The sequence below is a fragment of the Pseudomonas sp. R45(2017) genome (genome assembly GCF_002112305.1).
Classification (GTDB): domain Bacteria; phylum Pseudomonadota; class Gammaproteobacteria; order Pseudomonadales; family Pseudomonadaceae; genus Aquipseudomonas; species Aquipseudomonas paraglycinae.
This window is the reverse complement of record NZ_NEHH01000001.1, coordinates 648,663-663,907: the sequence shown is the minus strand read 5'-3', so window position 1 is coordinate 663,907 and position 15,245 is coordinate 648,663. Positions and strand designations below refer to the sequence as shown.

General features: G+C 59.1%; 17 protein-coding genes. 7 read left to right on the top strand and 10 right to left on the bottom strand.

The genetic code is table 11. The features are described 5' to 3' along the window. Positions 1-5: 5 nt before the first annotated feature. Positions 6-914 (top strand): OmpA family protein, encoded by a 909-nt coding sequence (locus tag CAF74_RS03085; protein WP_007953200.1) that lies wholly within the window; start codon positions 6-8, stop codon positions 912-914. A gap of 129 nt (positions 915-1,043) precedes the next feature. After that, on the top strand, positions 1,044-2,261 hold the full coding sequence (locus CAF74_RS03080; protein ID WP_007953201.1) for an argininosuccinate synthase: 1,218 nt from the start codon (positions 1,044-1,046) through the stop codon (positions 2,259-2,261). 157 nt (positions 2,262-2,418) lie between these two features. On the opposite strand, the gene CAF74_RS03075 is transcribed toward CAF74_RS03080, so the two are convergent. Beyond that, on the bottom strand, positions 2,419-3,003 hold the full coding sequence (locus tag CAF74_RS03075; RefSeq protein WP_085745274.1) for a hypothetical protein: 585 nt from the start codon (positions 3,001-3,003) through the stop codon (positions 2,419-2,421). Positions 3,004-3,400: 397 nt separating this feature from the next. Here CAF74_RS03075 and CAF74_RS03070 point away from each other — a divergent pair, with 397 nt between their 5' ends. Beyond that, the gene (locus CAF74_RS03070) at positions 3,401-4,027 is read left to right on the top strand and encodes a response regulator transcription factor (protein ID WP_007953203.1); all 627 of its coding nucleotides are present in this window, start codon (positions 3,401-3,403) and stop codon (positions 4,025-4,027) included. An 88-nt stretch (positions 4,028-4,115) separates the two neighbouring features. On the opposite strand, the gene CAF74_RS03065 is transcribed toward CAF74_RS03070, so the two are convergent. The 8 genes from CAF74_RS03065 to metG all read right to left on the bottom strand — a co-directional run bounded on the left by CAF74_RS03065 (position 4,116) and on the right by metG (position 11,150). Next, entirely contained in the window at positions 4,116-4,295 is a 180-nt protein-coding gene (locus tag CAF74_RS03065; RefSeq protein WP_007953204.1) for a PA3496 family putative envelope integrity protein, read from the bottom strand. Between the two features lie 107 nt (positions 4,296-4,402). Next, a complete protein-coding gene (gene nth / locus CAF74_RS03060) occupies positions 4,403-5,041 on the bottom strand; it encodes an endonuclease III (RefSeq protein WP_007953205.1) in 639 nt (212 codons plus the stop codon). Then, the gene (locus CAF74_RS03055; RefSeq protein WP_085745273.1) at positions 5,038-5,619 is read right to left on the bottom strand and encodes an Rnf-Nqr domain containing protein; all 582 of its coding nucleotides are present in this window, start codon (positions 5,617-5,619) and stop codon (positions 5,038-5,040) included. Before CAF74_RS03055 ends, nth begins: the two co-directional genes overlap by 4 nt. Further along, entirely contained in the window at positions 5,616-6,221 is a 606-nt protein-coding gene (locus CAF74_RS03050; RefSeq protein WP_085745272.1) for an RnfABCDGE type electron transport complex subunit G, read from the bottom strand. Before CAF74_RS03050 ends, CAF74_RS03055 begins: the two co-directional genes overlap by 4 nt. Beyond that, on the bottom strand, positions 6,218-7,201 hold the full coding sequence (locus tag CAF74_RS03045) for an RnfABCDGE type electron transport complex subunit D (RefSeq protein ID WP_085745271.1): 984 nt from the start codon (positions 7,199-7,201) through the stop codon (positions 6,218-6,220). The genes CAF74_RS03050 and CAF74_RS03045 overlap by 4 nt, the downstream gene beginning before the upstream one ends. Further along, complete coding sequence (rsxB, locus tag CAF74_RS03040) at positions 7,188-8,402, bottom strand: electron transport complex subunit RsxB (protein WP_085745270.1); 1,215 nt, start codon at positions 8,400-8,402, stop codon at positions 7,188-7,190. Before rsxB ends, CAF74_RS03045 begins: the two co-directional genes overlap by 14 nt. Beyond that, positions 8,399-8,968, bottom strand: a complete 570-nt coding sequence (locus CAF74_RS03035; protein ID WP_085745269.1) for an electron transport complex protein RnfA — start codon at positions 8,966-8,968, stop codon at positions 8,399-8,401. Before CAF74_RS03035 ends, rsxB begins: the two co-directional genes overlap by 4 nt. 130 nt (positions 8,969-9,098) lie before the next feature. Further along, positions 9,099-11,150, bottom strand: coding sequence for a methionine--tRNA ligase (metG, locus tag CAF74_RS03030; RefSeq protein ID WP_085745268.1), 2,052 nt, complete (start codon positions 11,148-11,150; stop codon positions 9,099-9,101). Between the two features lie 155 nt (positions 11,151-11,305). Here metG and apbC point away from each other — a divergent pair, with 155 nt between their 5' ends. Next, the gene (apbC, locus tag CAF74_RS03025) at positions 11,306-12,400 is read left to right on the top strand and encodes an iron-sulfur cluster carrier protein ApbC (RefSeq protein ID WP_085745267.1); all 1,095 of its coding nucleotides are present in this window, start codon (positions 11,306-11,308) and stop codon (positions 12,398-12,400) included. 68 nt (positions 12,401-12,468) lie between these two features. On the opposite strand, the gene CAF74_RS03020 is transcribed toward apbC, so the two are convergent. Next, entirely contained in the window at positions 12,469-13,227 is a 759-nt protein-coding gene (locus tag CAF74_RS03020; protein WP_085709540.1) for an SDR family oxidoreductase, read from the bottom strand. A gap of 160 nt (positions 13,228-13,387) precedes the next feature. Here CAF74_RS03020 and CAF74_RS03015 point away from each other — a divergent pair, with 160 nt between their 5' ends. The 3 genes from CAF74_RS03015 (at position 13,388) to CAF74_RS03005 (ending at position 15,215) form a co-directional block, all read left to right on the top strand. Further along, positions 13,388-14,119 carry a HugZ family protein gene (locus CAF74_RS03015; protein ID WP_085745266.1) on the top strand — a complete coding sequence of 244 codons (732 nt, stop codon included), beginning with the start codon at positions 13,388-13,390 and terminating at the stop codon, positions 14,117-14,119. A gap of 65 nt (positions 14,120-14,184) precedes the next feature. Next, entirely contained in the window at positions 14,185-14,661 is a 477-nt protein-coding gene (locus CAF74_RS03010) for an FxsA family protein (protein WP_007953217.1), read from the top strand. Between the two features lie 260 nt (positions 14,662-14,921). Further along, a complete protein-coding gene (locus CAF74_RS03005; RefSeq protein ID WP_011335724.1) occupies positions 14,922-15,215 on the top strand; it encodes a co-chaperone GroES in 294 nt (97 codons plus the stop codon). Positions 15,216-15,245 lie beyond the last annotated feature (30 nt).

Here is a 15,245-nt window from a genome sequence, read left to right as displayed (position 1 = left end):
CTCCCGTGCGCCAGCGATATTTAGCCTTGCTCAGTGTGTTTGCCAGCCTTCCCGCGATGGCACTGACCTACCAGACCCGTCTGGAGAACATTGAGTGGACGGTCGAGGGCGACAAGTTCGAGTGCCGCCTGACGCAGCCGATCACCGACTTCGGCTCGGGGCAATTCGTGCGCAAGGCCGGCGAGCAGGCGACCTTCCGCCTGAACGCCTACAACGCCATGCTCGGCGGCGGTTCGGCGACCCTGCTGGCAGCGGCTGCGCCGTGGCAGCCGGGACGTGGCGACATCAATCTGGGCACGGTTCGACTGGGCAGCGGCAACGTGCTGTTCAACAGTTCTCAGTCCCAGGCCGGGCAACTGATCAGCGGGCTGATGGACGGTCGCAGCCCGGTGGTACGCCGGGCATCGGGCGATGGTCGGGTGTCGGAAGTGCGCCTGTTGCCGGTCAAGTTCAGCAAGGCGTTCAATGACTATCAGACCTGCGTGGCGAAACTGCTCCCGCAGAATTTCGATCAGGTCAAACAATCGCAGATCGGCTTCCCCGGCGAAGGCATCGAACTGGACGCCGCCGCCAAGGCCAAGCTGCAAGTGATGCTCGAGTATATGAAGGCCGATCCGACGGTCAATCACATCGAACTCGACGGCCATTCCGACAACAGCGGCAATCGCCTGACCAATCGCGAACTGTCGCGTCGCCGCGCGCTGGCGGTGGTCGACTTCTTCAAGGCCAATGGCATCCAGGAATCGCAGATCACCGTGCGTTTCCATGGTGAGCGTTATCCTCTGGTGCCGAACACCAATGCCGCCAACCGGGCCAAGAACCGTCGGGTCAACGTGCATCTGGCGCGGGTGGCACCGACGACTGCTCCGGCACCTCAGGCCAGCACGCCTGCCAACACTGCGGCGACTTCCTGACCTGCCGGTCATCGTCGCCCTCTCGACAGATTCTGTCGCTTTGTCGTCTTAAGCTGTCGCGCCTCTGTAAATTATCGCGTTTGAGCGGTAGACTCCTCGGCTTTCCGTAGAACCCCGTGGAGTGATGGCATGGCGGACGTAAACAAGGTCGTTCTGGCGTATTCCGGCGGCCTGGACACTTCGGTGATCCTCAAGTGGCTGCAGGATACTTATAACTGTGAAGTCGTGACCTTCACCGCTGACCTGGGTCAGGGCGAAGAAGTCGAGCCGGCTCGCGCCAAGGCGCAGGCCATGGGCGTCAAAGAAATCTACATCGACGACCTGCGCGAAGAATTCGTGCGTGACTTCGTGTTCCCGATGTTCCGCGCCAACACCGTTTACGAAGGCGAGTACCTGCTGGGTACTTCCATCGCGCGTCCGCTGATCGCCAAGCGTCTGATCGAAATCGCCAACGAAACCGGCGCCGACGCCATTTCCCACGGCGCGACCGGCAAGGGCAACGACCAGGTGCGTTTCGAACTGGGTGCCTACGCACTCAAGCCAGGCGTGAAAGTGATCGCCCCTTGGCGCGAGTGGGACCTGCTGTCCCGCGAGAAGCTGATGGACTACGCCGAGAAGCACGCGATCCCGATCGAGCGTCATGGCAAGAAGAAATCCCCGTACTCGATGGACGCCAACCTGCTGCACATCTCCTATGAAGGCGGCGTGCTGGAAGACACCTGGACCGAGCACGAAGAAGACATGTGGCGCTGGACCGTCTCTCCGGAGAAGGCTCCCGACACCCCGCAATATCTGGAACTGACCTACCGCAACGGCGACATCGTTGCGCTGGACGGCGTTGAAATGACCCCGGCCACCGTGCTGGCGACGCTGAACAAGATCGGTGGCGAGCACGGCATCGGCCGTCTGGACATCGTCGAGAACCGTTACGTCGGCATGAAGTCACGTGGCTGCTACGAAACCCCGGGCGGCACCATCATGCTGCGCGCTCACCGCGCCATCGAATCGATCACCCTGGACCGCGAAGTCGCTCACCTCAAAGACGAGCTGATGCCGAAGTACGCCAGCCTGATCTACACCGGTTACTGGTGGAGCCCTGAGCGTCTGATGCTGCAACAGATGATCGACGCCTCCCAGGTCAACGTGAACGGCGTAGTGCGCCTGAAGCTGTACAAGGGCAACGTGATCGTGACCGGCCGCAAGTCCGACGATTCGCTGTTCGACGCCAACATCGCGACCTTCGAAGAAGACGGCGGCGCCTACAACCAGGCCGACGCGGCGGGCTTCATCAAGCTCAACGCGCTACGCATGCGCATTGCTGCCAACAAGGGCCGAAAGCTGTTCTGAGTCCATCGGGACTGATGTGAAAAAACGGCCTTGTCTTAATGACAAGGCCGTTTTTTTTGGTGTTTCTTTTTCGACCTGATTGATATCGGACAGCGTTCCCGTCTTCATCGGCTGTAGATCTTGCATTGCATGGATGTCGCGCTCCGCGTTCTATTTTTTAAAACTTTCCCAATACGGAAATGTTAGATGACTGGGTGTTGTAAATACTAAAGTACGTTGTTCCTTGTGGCGTTTTCGCCTGTTTTGCTGATCTGGCGACATGTTCATTGAGTAAAATGTCCGACACCGCGTCAGTTAAAAAAAGGAATAATCGGGGCGAATGCTTGTTTGGGTGTGGGATTTTTTCCAGTAGCTCCTCTATTTTCAGAGTCGTGTTTTTCTGTCGAGCATCAATGATGTACACCTCGCTCAACGGTTTCGGTAGTTTTATTGGGTATGACCCGCTATTGACGTGTTCGCAGGGTATTTCTGGTGGGTGGGTAGTTGTTTCATCGAAAGCCTTCAGGAAATTCTTGTCATTATCAAAATCCGAAGGTGCATATAGTGCGCGATAGTTAAAGTTGAGTGTGATGAAAAATAGAAGCAGCAGGTAGAAAGGAAAGGTGATCAGAAACCAGACGTAGATTTCCCGTTCATTGTTATTGAGGAATGGCAGGGAAACGGCAGCGGAAGTCTCTGATATAAATGCAAAGATGGCGATAACGCTGATCGGGTTGGGTATCTTCTTGTTGAGTTTTAGCATGTTATTTACTCATGGTTTTAGTCTTTCTCATTGTCTTGGGTTGGGTGGGTGTGAAATGACTGGGTCAGTCTGAGGTGTGTTTTTTGTGTTTATATTAATTCTCGTGTTTGCGATACCGATAAGTTGTATCTGCTGTTTTTTTTGTGCTCGATAATAACTCGTGTTTTTTTTCCTTTTTGGATTTGCGGGCGCTCTCTTAAGCAGGGTGGCAGGCGTTCGTCGTACTGAAAAAATTTTATGTTTTTGTGTGGGTGAGTCATTTCTGTAGGAATAGTCTTTATTGGCTGTAGGAGGCGTCTCTCGCTACCCGTGTAGAGGAACTTCTCTATGCCATGTAGGAAATGACTACGTTATTGTGCCGGTTCTAAAAATTCGAACAGCGAAACTGGACTTGCCCATGAATAAAGTGCTGATCGTGGATGATCACCCCGTCATTCGTCTTGCGGTACGTATGCTGATGGAACGTCATGGCTACGAAGTCATTGCAGAAACCGATAATGGCGTAGATGCGTTACAACTGGCTCGTGACCAGATGCCGGATATCGTCATTCTGGATATCGGCATACCGAAACTGGATGGACTGGAAGTCATCGCGCGCCTTACAACAAGTGCAATGCCGTTGAAAGTGCTCGTGCTGACGTCCCAGTCACCGGGACACTTCTCCATGCGATGCATGCAGTCGGGGGCGGCGGGATATGTTTGCAAGCAACAGGATCTGACGGAGTTGCTGAGTGCAATCAAGGCGGTACTGTCTGGATACAGCTATTTTCCGAACCAGGCGTTGCACACCGTGCGAACCAGCCTGGGGAATGCCAGCGAGGCGGACATGGTTGATCGCCTGTCCGGGCGCGAGATGATGGTGTTGCAGCAATTGGCGCGCGGCAAGACCAACAAGGAGATTGCCGACGGAATGTTCCTCAGCAACAAGACCGTGAGTACCTACAAGACTCGGTTGTTATTGAAACTCAATGCGCGCTCGTTGGTGGATCTGATTGAACTGGCGCAACGAAACGGCCTTGTCTGAGCGTTTCAGTGGCTGACGGATCATGGGCGGATCGGAATCAGCGTGTGACATAAAGAGAAAAGCCTCCGTTTCAGGAGGCTTTCAAATGTCAGAGATCAAAATCGTAATCGGCCAATTGCTTCTGCAGTCGGCGCTCCTCGAGCAGGTTGTCGATGGTTCGGCGTTTGCTCAAGTTGGTCTTGGCGACTTCAACCACAGGTTCGGCATCATCGGCCTCCGTGGCGATAAAATCGTCATCCGCTTCTAATTGCTCTTTGCTGGTGCTCATAAGGTCGACTCCAGGCTAAGACTGCCTTTGGCGCTCCTTATATCGATATTCCAGCAGATGGTAAAAAAGATTTTTTCAATCGATAAATCAATAAAACCCATAGCCGCTCAATCGTCGGAAGTTTTGTGCTTGTAATCGCACAGATCTTCGATCCGACAGCTGCCGCAACGGGGTTTGCGCGCCAGACACACGTAGCGTCCGTGAAGAATGAGCCAGTGGTGGGAGTCGAGCAGGTATTCCTTTGGCACAAATTTCATCAGCTTCTTTTCCACCTCGACCACATTTTTACCCGGTGCAATCCCGGTGCGGTTGCTGACCCGGAAAATGTGGGTGTCCACCGCCATGGTCAACTGGCGGAACGCGGTGTTTAGCACCACGTTGGCGGTCTTGCGGCCAACGCCGGGCAAGGCTTCCAGTTCTTCGCGCGTCTGCGGGACTTCGCCATTGTGCAACTCGACCAGCAGGCGGCAGGTCTCGATCACGTTTTTGGCCTTGCTGTTGTAGAGGCCGATAGTCTTGATGTACTCGGACAACCCTTCGACGCCCAAGGCGTGAATGGCTGCCGGCGTGTTCGCCACCGGGAACAGCTTGGCCGTCGCCTTGTTTACCCCGACGTCCGTTGATTGCGCGGACAGAATCACCGCGATCAACAGTTCGAAAGGCGACGAGTAGGCCAGTTCGGTCTTGGGTTCGGGGTTGTCCTCGTGAAGCCTGCGGAAGATCTCCAGACGTTTTGCGGCATTCATGGGTGATGCGTTTCCTCGGGTAGGTCGGAGGGGCGAGCCCAGGCCTGACGGGCGGCCAGTAACAGTCCAAGCAATATGAAGGCGCCGGGCGCCAGCGTCGCGAAATGCAGGCCGTCGCCGAACAGAATCAAACCTTGCCAGTGTTCCGACAAATGATGGCCGATGCTGCCCTGACCGATCAGCTCACGCAACACCGCGAGCACAATCATCAGTGCGGCAAACAGGCCGCACAGTTTCAGTCGATTACGGACAGACCGGCGAAAAAATCCATTGTGCTCCAGCACGACGCACTGCAAGCCGATCAGCCCGGCATAAAGACTGATCAGTTGATGCCACTGCAGCGCACCGCGTTGCAGAACAATATCGGCGCTGCCGGCCAGGGTCGCGGCCAGTACCAGGCTGACCGGCAACAGGCTCTCGTTGCTCAGGCGCGAGCGCAGCGGTGCCATGCACAAACCGTAAATGCCCACGACAACCGCAAATATCAACAGAGTCGCCAGCGCGCCCGCCACAGAGTCGGTGGCACCGATCAACAACACCAGCATCATTGAGTTCGCCAGAGTCGCTGACGTATTCATGGCGTGCTCCCGAGCAGGGTCGTCCGGTGTTCATCAAAGTAACGCAGGGCATCGTGGATGGCATTGATGGCCGCGCGAGAGGTAATGGTTGCGCCCGCGATCTGGTCGAATTGCCCCTGATCCTTCTTCAAGGCCCATCCGGCGTCCGTCGGTTGGTTGCTCGATTTTCCGCTAAAGGTCTGAAGCCAGCTATTTGGCCAGTCGCCGATATGTCCACCCAGCGAAGGTGTTTCGTTTTGCTCGAGGGTTTTTACACCGAGCAATCGGCCGTTAGCGTCGATGGCAATCAGCAACTCGATATTGCCGGCATAACCTTGGGCCTGGCTGCGCAACAGGACTGCCACGGGTTGGCCGCCTTTGCTCGCCCGATAACCGCCCAGCAACAGACTGTGGCTCAGGTTGATGTCGGTCAGCGCCAGAGGTTGTTCAAGCGGCTGATTGTCGTAAGCGTCGACCGGCAGCACGTCCAACAGCTTGCGACTTTCAAGCAGACGCTGTTCGGCGGCGATCTGAGGTGCGTTGCTGCGTTGCACCAACCACGTCACGCCGATGCCCAACGCAGTAATCAACGCCAGTGTGATCAGGCTGTTCGTCCGGTTCATGGCGCCACCTGCGCCTGACGGGCCATCGCGAAGCGCTCCAGCGCCGGCACGCACAGGTTCATCAACAGCACCGCGAACGCCACGCCATCCGGGTAACCACCCCACGTGCGAATCACGTAAGTCAGCAAGCCCACGCCGACGCCGAACAGCAGGCGGGCGAGCGGACTTTTTGCCCCCGATACCGGTTCAGTGACGATGAAAAATGCCCCCAGCATCGTCGCGCCGCTCAGCAGGTGAAACAGTGGCGAGCCGTGGGAGTCGGATCCCGAACCGTTCCAGCACAGCAGGCTGATCACGAACAGGCTGGCGAGCATGCCGACCGGCGCATGCCAGCCAAACACTCGACGCTGCAACAGGAACAACCCACCGGCGAGGAACGCCAGGTTCACCCATTCAACGCCGTGCCCGCCAAAGCGCCCGAATGCCGGATTGCCGGCAAACAGTTCGTCCATGGTCAGGCTTTTATTGATGCGCAGACTGTCCAGCGTGGTGGCCTGAACCCAGGCATCCGGTTGCGCGCCCAGATTGAACACCTGGCCAAAAGCCGCCGCCAGATCCATGCCATGGCCCGGCCAGTGGGTCATCGGCTGAGGAAACATCACCATGGCCAGCGCGAAGCCGAGCATGGCCGGATTGAACGGGTTTCGGCCCACACCACCGTACAGATGTTTGCCCAGCAGCAGGCCCGAGGCGATCGCCGTGACCGTCAGCCACCACGGGCAATAGGGCGGCAGCGCGATCGCCAGCAGCGTGGCGCTGACCACTGCGCTGCCATCGGTCAAGGTGGCCTGCAGAGGTTGCCGACGCAGATGAGTCACGGCAGCTTCAACGCCCAAGGCCGTGACAACGGACAGGATCAGGTTGATCAGCACGCCCCAACCGTAAAACCAGAACAACGCCAGCCATCCCGGCAATGTCGCCAGTAAAACCAGCTTCATTGCCTGTTGCAGGCGCTCGTCTCCGGTTTCAATGGATGACATGGGCTTTTACCTGCTGCTCTGCTTCTTGCAGGCGGGCGCGGGCCTTTTCGAGGATATCGGCGGGCGTGCCGTCGCGCCGTTGCAGTTTGTTCAGGTCGGCGCGAGCGTAGGCCAATTCGGTTTTCAGTTTACGAAGGTGGTCGTCGATCGGACGTTTCTCGACACGCACAAGCTCGGGCGCCGGTTGATCGCTTGCCGCTTCGGCGTTGTGCAACGCCTGTTCGGCGTCACGCAGCGCTTGCTCCAGCGCGGCGATCTCGGCTGGCGGAGCCTCTGCGGTTTGCGCCTTTTTCAGCTCGGCGCGGCGCATCGCCAACTGGATCTTCGCCCGTTTCAGATCGGCGTCCTTCGCCGGAGCGGCCACGACTGGCGCAGGTGCCGCGCTGTTTTCCAGCTTCGCCAGTGCCTGTTCGGCCGCCTCGAACTGCTGTTGCAGGAGGATGAGTTGCGATTGCTGATCGAAGGTCGGCGGATGACCGAACGCCTTGAGCGACTTGTTCAATTGCGCCCGGCTCATGGCCACGTCGATCTTGGCTTTTTTCAGCGCGGCATCGGCGGTCGCGGCCTTTTGCGCGCGCACCCGTTCCAGCGCCGCCTGCACCGGATCGAGCGTGGTGGCGGCGACTTCGACCTGTGCCGCGCGCTGTGCCCGGGCCTCGCGCTCGGCCTGCTTCTGCTGTTCTTCGCGTTGCAGGCGAGCATTGCGCCGTTCAAAGCGTTGTCGGGCGTGATCGCGTTTGGCCGCGCGGGCCTGTTGTTCTTCAAGGCTGGCGGCCAGACCGCCTACCACCGGCAGTGTGCCCAAAGGCAGCGGGTGCATCTCGATGCAATCGACCGGGCAGGGCGCCACGCACAGATCGCAACCGGTGCATTCGTCGATGATGACGGTGTGCATCAGCTTCGCCGCGCCGACAATGGCGTCGATCGGGCAGGCCTGAATGCACTTGGTGCAGCCGATGCATTCGGCTTCGCGGATGTAGGCCACTTGCGGCGGCGCCGAACCACGACTGATGTCCAGCTCCAGCACCGGGATTTTCAACAGTTCGGCCAGCGCCGCGATGGTTTCGTCGCCACCCGGCGGGCACTTGTTGATCGGCTCGCCTTCGGCAATGCCTTCAGCGTAGGGTTTGCATCCGGGATGGCCGCACTTGCCGCATTGGGTCTGCGGCAGCAGGGCATCGATGCGTTGAATCAGACTCATGTTTTGATCAGTCCACTGAATCCGAGAAAAGCCACGGCCATCAGTCCGGCGCCGATCAACAGGATCGGCAGGCCACGAAAGGGCAGGGGAATATCGTTGTCGGCCGTGCGCTCACGCAAATCGCTGAACAGGCTCAACACCAGCCAGAAACCCAGACCGGCGCCAAGGCTCAGCGCTGTCGCATGAAACAGGCCTTTGTCCGCTTGCGCGTTGATCAGCGTCAGCCCCAGCACACCGGCATTGCCCAGCAGCAGCGGCCACAAACCGTCGAACGGCATATCGGGTCGCCAACGCGTCAGCAACTTCAGCAACGGCGTGATCAGCAGGACGCTCAGCGGCAGGAATACAAACAGCCGCAGGAATTCCAGTTGCAACGGCACCAGTAGCCAATGCCAGATCGCATAACCCGCCACGCCGACAATCAGCATCAGGCACAACGTTGCCAGCCCCAGCGCATGTACCTGACGGCGCTCGCCGGCCAGCGACGGATCGACGCCCAGCGGCCAGTGCAACACAAAGTTGTTGATCAGCGCAGCACTGAAGAGCGTAAGCACGAGTTCGGTCATGGTTCTGCCGGTGGCAACGGGGGGTGTCACTTAAGGTTAGGCATTATCCGGCAGCCGTGGAGGGCGGGCCAGATATGAAAAATCCCACAGGCGCACGGAGCACGCCTGTGGGATCTGTCAGGGCAGAACCTTACTTGATGCGCTGACCCGGCTTGGCGCCGCTATCCGGGCTCAGCAGGTAGATTTCTTCACCGCCAGGGCCAGCCGCCATCACCATGCCTTCGGAGATGCCGAACTTCATTTTCCGTGGCTTGAGGTTGGCGATCATCACGGTCAGGCGACCGTCGAGCTTGGACGGATCCGGGTAGGCGCTCTTGATCCCCGAGAACACGTTGCGTTGCTCGTCACCGATGTCGAGGGTCAGACGCAGCAGCTTGTCCGCGCCTTCGACGTGTTCGGCCTTGACGATCAGCGCCACACGCAGGTCGACGGCGGCAAAGGTGTCGAAGTCGATTTCCGGCGACAGCGGATCCTTGGCCAGTTCGCCGTTGCCGACAGGCGCGGCGGCGCCGGTGTCGGTCTGGCTGGCGGTCAGGTCTTCTTTCGAGGCGTCGGTCATGGCTTGCACTTTTACCGGGTCGATGCGGGTCATCAACGGTTTGAATTCGTTCAACTGGTGGTTGGCCAGCAGGGTGGTGTGGTCGTTCCAGGTCAGCGGGGCGACGTTGAGGAACGCCTCGGCATCGGCGGCCAGCACTGGCAACACCGGTTTGAGGAAGATCACCAGCTGGCGGAACAGGTTGATCGCCGTGGCGCAGACCGCCTGGACTTCATCCTGCTTGCCTTCCTGCTTGTTCAGCGACCATGGCGCCTTGTCGGCGATCCAGGCATTGGCGCGGTCGGCCAACGCCATGGTTTCGCGCATGGCACGGGCGAAGTCGCGGGCCTCATAGGCGTCGGCGATGCTCGGCGCAGCAGCCAGGAACGCTTCGGTCAGTTCCGGCGCGGCGTTGGTGTCCACCAGCAGACCGGCGTTGCCCTTCTGGATGAAACCGGCGCAACGGCTGGCGATGTTGACCACTTTGCCGACCAGGTCGGAGTTGACCTTCTGCACGAAGTCTTCGAGGTTCAGGTCGAGGTCGTCCACGCCACGGCCCAGTTTGGCCGCGTAGTAGTAGCGCAGGTATTCCGGTGACAGGTGATCCAGGTAGGTACGGGCCTTGATGAAGGTGCCGCGGGACTTGGACATCTTCTGACCGTTGACCGTCAGGTAGCCGTGCACGTTGATCCCGGTCGGCTTGCGGAAACCCGCGCCTTCGAGCATCGCCGGCCAGAACAGGGCGTGGAAGTTGACGATGTCCTTGCCGATGAAGTGATACAGCTCGGCGGTGGAGTCCTTGCCCCAGAACGCGTCGAAGTCCAGCTCCGGCGTGCGGTTGCAGAGGTTCTTGAAGCTGGCCATGTAGCCGATCGGCGCGTCCAGCCACACGTAGAAGTACTTGCCTGGCTCGCCCGGGATCTCGAAGCCGAAGTACGGCGCATCGCGGGAGATGTCCCACTGTTGCAGGCCGGCGTCCAGCCATTCGGCGATCTTGTTGGCCACGGCGTCTTGCAGGGTGCCGCTGCGGGTCCAGGCCTGCAGCATTTCCTGGAAGTCCGGCAGCTTGAAGAAGAAGTGCTGGGAATCCTTGAGCACCGGGGTGGCGCCGGAGATTGCCGACTTCGGATCCTTCAGGTCGGTCGGCGCGTAGGTTGCACCGCATTTTTCGCAGTTGTCGCCGTACTGGTCTTCGGTGCCGCATTTCGGACAGGTGCCCTTGATGAAGCGGTCGGCCAGGAACATTTTCTTTTCCGGGTCGAAATACTGGGTGATCGAACGTTGGGCGATGTGCCCGGCGTCACGCAGCTTCAGGTAGATCTGGCTCGACAGCTCACGGTTTTCTTCGGCGTGAGTGGAGTGGAAGTTGTCGAAGTCCACCAGGAACTCGGCAAAGTCGGCGCTGTGTTCGGCCTGGACGTTGGCGATCAGTTGTTCCGGGGTGATGCCTTCCTTTTCCGCGCGCAGCATGATCGCCGAACCGTGGGCGTCGTCGGCGCAGACATAAATGCACTGATTGCCGCGATGCTTCTGGAAGCGCACCCACATATCGGTCTGGATGTATTCCAGCATATGGCCAAGGTGGATCGAACCGTTGGCGTAGGGCAGGGCGCTGGTGACGAGAATCTTGCGTGGTTCGGACATGTGGGGCTTCGCTACTTGATGAAACGGAGGTCGGCCACTATAAAGCGCCGGGAAAGATATTTCACCTCTGCAAATCGTTGCCGGGCATGCCGTCCGGAGGACAGAAGGGGTAGGATACCCGCCATCTTTTCCCAGTCTTGTTATCGGAGTTGCCCATGAGTGCCGTCACTCGCGCAGCGGTGGAAGCCGTCCTCAGCCAATACACCGACCCTTACCTGAATCAGGATCCGGTCAGCGCCGGTTGCGTGCGCAACATCGAAATCACCGGCGATCGCGTCAGCGTGCAACTGGAAATCGGTTATGCCGCCGGTCTGTTCAAGAGCGGCTGGGCGCAATTGCTGCAACTGGCCATCGAAAACCTCGACGGCGTGGTGTCGGCCAAGGTTGAAGTCAACAGCGTGATCGCCGCGCACAAGGCCCAGGCACAGATCCCAGGGCTGGCCAACGTCAAGAACGTGGTCGCCGTGGCATCGGGCAAGGGCGGTGTGGGCAAATCCACCACCGCCGCCAACCTGGCGCTGGCGCTGGCTCGCGAAGGTGCGAAGGTCGGGATTCTCGACGCCGATATCTACGGCCCGAGTCAGGGCATCATGTTCGGCATTCCCGAGGGCACCCGACCGCAGATCAAGGATCAGAAGTGGTTCGTGCCGTTGCAGGCCCATGGCGTGGAAGTGATGTCGATGGCGTTCCTGACCGACGACAACACGCCGATGGTCTGGCGCGGGCCGATGGTCTCCGGCGCGCTGCTGCAGCTGGTCACGCAAACCGCTTGGGGCGACCTGGATTATCTGGTGATCGACATGCCGCCAGGCACCGGCGACATCCAGCTGACCCTGGCGCAGAAAGTCCCGGTGGCCGGTGCTGTGATTGTCACGACACCGCAGGATCTGGCGCTGCTGGACGCGCGTAAAGGCGTGGAGATGTTCCGCAAGGTCAACATTCCGGTGCTGGGCGTGGTGGAAAACATGGCCGTGCACATCTGCTCGAACTGCGGACACGCCGAGCATCTGTTCGGTGAGGGCGGTGGCGAGAAGCTGGCGACCCAGTTCGGCGTCGAGCTGCTGGCTTCGTTGCCGCTGTCGATGCTGATCCGCGAACAGGCCGATGGCGGCAAGCCAACGGTGATTTCCGAGCCGGACAGCCAGATCGCCATGGTTTACCAGGAGCTGGCCCGCCACGTCGGCGCGCGGATCGTGTTGCAGGAAGCGGCTTCGCCGGCGATGCCGAACATCACCATCAGCGACGATTGATGCCTGTGGTTTAAACAAAAACGCCCCGGTGCCTGTGCACCGGGGCGTTTTTCATTACGCGACAGAGGTCAGATGCGCAACCCGCCATCCATCTCCAGAATCCGGCCGGTGTAGTAGTCGTTCTCGAAGATGTACGCCGCCGAGTGGGCGATCTCTTCCGGCTTGCCCATGCGCTTGAGCGGAATGCCCGAGGTCATTTTTTCCAGCGCTTCCGGCTTCATGCCCAAGGTCATTTCGGTTTCGATGAAGCCCGGTGCGATGCCCGCCACGCGAATGCCGTAGCGCGCCAGTTCCTTGGCCCAGGTCACGGTCGCTGCCGCCACACCGGCCTTGGCGGCGGAGTAGTTGGTCTGGCCGACGTTGCCCGCGCGGGAGATCGACGAGATGTTGATGATCGCGCCGCTGTTTTTCAGCTCGACCATTTTCGCCGCCACTTCACGGGTGCAGAGGAATACGCCGGTCAGGTTGACGTCGATCACCGCCTGCCATTGGGCCAGGCTCATCTTGGTCATCTCGCCGTCCTTGACCTTGAGCAGCAGGCCGTCGCGCAGGATCCCGGCGTTGTTGATCAGGCCGTGGATCGCGCCAAAGTCTTCGGCGACCTGGGCAACCATGTGCGTCACCTGCTCTTCGTTGGCGACGTTGCACAGGTAGCTGCGCGCCTCGACACCCTTGGCCTTGCAGGCCGCGACCGCGTCGTCGAGTTTTTCCTGGTTCAGGTCGACCAGCGCCAGCTTCGCGCCCAGGCCTGCGAAATACTCGGCCATCGAGCGGCCCAAGCCTTGGCAACCGCCAGTGATAATGATTACTTTGTCGTTGAGTTGCATTCGCATGCCCCCGAGAGCAGGTCAGAGTGGTCCTTACAGGTAGCCTCTCGATCTGCACCGGCCAGCAGCCTGTTGCACATGAGAACTGCCCGATGGCGAGTGGGACAAAACCCATGCGCCTGTCCGTTTTGTCGACGGATTCTATTTAAGGAGTCATAAATTGAGCGTTGAAGCGGCTAAGAATGCCCGAGAATTGCTTCTCAAGGAATACCGTGGCGTGCTGTCGACCCACTCCAAATCAATGCCCGGTTTTCCATTCGGCTCTGTGGTTCCCTACTGCCTGGACGACCAGGGCCGGCCGCTGATCCTGATCAGCCGCATCGCCCAGCACACCCATAACCTGCAGAAAGATCCGAAATGTTCGCTGCTGGTGGGCGAGCGCGAGGCTGACGATGTGCAAGCCGTTGGTCGCCTGACCTATCTGGCCGAGGCGGAAAAACTCGAAGACGCTGCCGCCATCGAAGCTGCCGCCGAGCGTTACTACCGCTATTTCCCCGATTCGCAGAATTACCACAAGGCCCACGATTTCGATTTCTGGGTGCTCAATCCGGTGCGCCATCGCTACATCGGCGGTTTTGGCGCGATCCACTGGGTCGATCACCTGACCCTGGCCAACCCGTTCGCCGGCAAGGCCGAAATCAGCATGGTCGAGCACATGAACAGCGACCACGCCAAGGCCATCGCCCATTACGTCGACCTCGCCGGTCTGCCGAAAACCGTACCGGCGCAACTGGCCGGGATCGACACCGAAGGCATGCACCTGCGCATCGGTCAGGCGCTGTACTGGCTGCCGTTTCAAGCGCCTTGTCATACGCCGATACAAGTGCGCGAGGCCTTGGTTTCTCTGGCTCACGCCGAGGTCTGGCCAAAAAATGCGGTGGCCGACGCTTGAATTCACGAAAGGGCGACGTCATCTAAGGCTTACTGCAAGGCATTTCTTGCGTTGAGGAAACTTTGATGCGCCCTTTTTTGTTGCTCTTTCTGCTGTTCCCGGTGTTGGAGCTGTTCGTATTCGTCAAAGTGGCAGGATCGATCGGATTTTTCCCGGCCCTGCTGCTGATCATTCTCGGCTCGATGTTCGGCGTGTTTGTGCTGCGCGTCGCCGGTCTGGCCACCGCACTGCGTGCCCGTGAAAGCCTGAACCGCGGCGAACTGCCTGCGCAAACCATGCTGGAAGGCCTGATGCTGGCCCTGGCCGGTGGTCTGTTGATCCTGCCGGGCTTCATCAGCGACGTGGTCGGTCTGGTGCTGCTGTTGCCGTTCAGTCGTCGACTGGTCGCCAACAAGATGCGCCAGCGTGCCGAAGAACAGGCCATGCGCCAGCGAGCGTTCGCCGATGACCTGCAACCTCGCGGCGGCCCTGCACCGCGCCAGCCTCTTGGCCGCGAAGGTGATGTGATCGAAGGCGAATTCGAACACCGAGACACCAAGTAACTTCTACGTCGACACGGCACCTTCGGGTGCCGTGTTCGTTTGTGGGGCGAATTCATGCAATGTGCGTGAAAATTTTTTAGCCCCCGCCCTTGTAATAAGCTTATGCGCCCTTATGTATCGGTCACCGAAAGGTTTCCGACATTTTGAGTCGGACAGACTTCCGCGGTTCGCTCGACGAGCCGCAACCGGCGCAGGCCGGATTCGTTAAACCCGCCGGGACTACACCGGCCGATGAAAACCACAATTAGGAGAGATCGACAATGAAGCTTCGTCCTCTGCATGACCGCGTCGTCATCCGTCGCAGCGAAGAAGAAAAGAAAACCGCTGGCGGTATCGTCCTGCCAGGTTCGGCTGCTGAAAAAGCCAACCACGGTGAGATTCTGGCTGTAGGCCCGGGCAAGGCACTGGAAAGCGGTGAAGTGCGCGCACTGTCCGTGAAGGTAGGCGACAAGGTTGTGTTCGGTCCGTACTCCGGCAGCAACACTGTGAAAGTCGACGGCGAAGACCTGCTGGTAATGAGCGAGAACGAAATCCTCGCCGTTATCGAAGGCTGATTACCCCCGTTCATTTTCCCGCTACTACAA

Excerpts from the sequence above, each read along its gene's own strand:
- CAF74_RS03080 (WP_007953201.1), top strand. The coding sequence starts at position 1,044 with ATGGCGGACGTAAACAAGGTCGTTCTGGCGTATTCCGGCGGCCTGGAC.
- CAF74_RS03075 (WP_085745274.1), bottom strand. The coding sequence starts at position 3,003 with ATGCTAAAACTCAACAAGAAGATACCCAACCCGATCAGCGTTATCGCC.
- CAF74_RS03070 (WP_007953203.1), top strand. The coding sequence starts at position 3,401 with ATGAATAAAGTGCTGATCGTGGATGATCACCCCGTCATTCGTCTTGCG.
- CAF74_RS03065 (WP_007953204.1), bottom strand. The coding sequence starts at position 4,295 with ATGAGCACCAGCAAAGAGCAATTAGAAGCGGATGACGATTTTATCGCC.
- nth (WP_007953205.1), bottom strand. The coding sequence starts at position 5,041 with ATGAATGCCGCAAAACGTCTGGAGATCTTCCGCAGGCTTCACGAGGAC.
- CAF74_RS03055 (WP_085745273.1), bottom strand. The coding sequence starts at position 5,619 with ATGAATACGTCAGCGACTCTGGCGAACTCAATGATGCTGGTGTTGTTG.
- CAF74_RS03050 (WP_085745272.1), bottom strand. The coding sequence starts at position 6,221 with ATGAACCGGACGAACAGCCTGATCACACTGGCGTTGATTACTGCGTTG.
- CAF74_RS03045 (WP_085745271.1), bottom strand. The coding sequence starts at position 7,201 with ATGTCATCCATTGAAACCGGAGACGAGCGCCTGCAACAGGCAATGAAG.
- rsxB (WP_085745270.1), bottom strand. The coding sequence starts at position 8,402 with ATGAGTCTGATTCAACGCATCGATGCCCTGCTGCCGCAGACCCAATGC.
- CAF74_RS03035 (WP_085745269.1), bottom strand. The coding sequence starts at position 8,968 with ATGACCGAACTCGTGCTTACGCTCTTCAGTGCTGCGCTGATCAACAAC.
- metG (WP_085745268.1), bottom strand. The coding sequence starts at position 11,150 with ATGTCCGAACCACGCAAGATTCTCGTCACCAGCGCCCTGCCCTACGCC.
- apbC (WP_085745267.1), top strand. The coding sequence starts at position 11,306 with ATGAGTGCCGTCACTCGCGCAGCGGTGGAAGCCGTCCTCAGCCAATAC.
- CAF74_RS03020 (WP_085709540.1), bottom strand. The coding sequence starts at position 13,227 with ATGCAACTCAACGACAAAGTAATCATTATCACTGGCGGTTGCCAAGGC.
- CAF74_RS03010 (WP_007953217.1), top strand. The coding sequence starts at position 14,185 with ATGCGCCCTTTTTTGTTGCTCTTTCTGCTGTTCCCGGTGTTGGAGCTG.
- CAF74_RS03005 (WP_011335724.1), top strand. The coding sequence starts at position 14,922 with ATGAAGCTTCGTCCTCTGCATGACCGCGTCGTCATCCGTCGCAGCGAA.